Source organism: Synechococcus sp. H70.1 (assembly GCF_047502705.1).
Classification (GTDB): Bacteria; Cyanobacteriota; Cyanobacteriia; order Thermostichales; family Thermostichaceae; genus Thermostichus.
In genome coordinates this window covers 1-542 of record NZ_JANSIV010000154.1, presented here as the reverse complement: position 1 = coordinate 542, position 542 = coordinate 1, and the positions used below count along the sequence as shown (strand labels likewise).

Below are 542 nucleotides of genomic sequence, written 5' to 3'. Positions count from 1 at the left end.
TCTATGCGGGGGGCGTGGTGACCCAGCTAGCCCCTTCCGAGACAACACCTTTGCCGGTGGGAGTGCCCAAAACCGGCCAGATGACCGAGGCGATGGGGATGGCAGTGGCGCACAATATCGCCCTGCGCCTGGGAGCCCTGCGGGGGGAACCCGTGAGCCCGACGCTGGAAGCCATCTGCTTTGCCGACTTCGGCGATACGGGCATTCTCTTTTTGGCGGATCCTGTCTTGCCGGTGCTGGGGCGCCGCCGCCGCGCCCTGGCCGTACAAGGGCCATGGGTCAGTTGGCTCAAGTCCGCCTTTGAGCACTATTTCCTGGCCAAGATGCGCTGGGGGTGGGCGGTGCCTTGGTTTGAGCGCCTCAGTTTGCAGCGGGTGGGGCTCTCTCTGATAGAGCCCATCTCCAAGCCATTGGGAGATTTGGTCTCCCCTTAGAAAAGTTCCGATTTTCTCGTCACGCTCAAGATACGCCGGACACTTGCGCTATGAAAACTCAAGTCGGCAGGTTGCAACAACAACCGTTTTCCGGCTGGAGCTGGGGCC

The 542-nt window shown here is 61.6% G+C and carries 1 pseudogene; it reads left to right on the top strand.

Annotation, left to right across the window (positions count from 1 at the left end):
- Positions 1–434, top strand: a pseudogene (locus tag NW827_RS10330) (sulfide:quinone reductase); the annotation flags it as partial.
- Positions 435–542 lie beyond the last annotated feature (108 nt).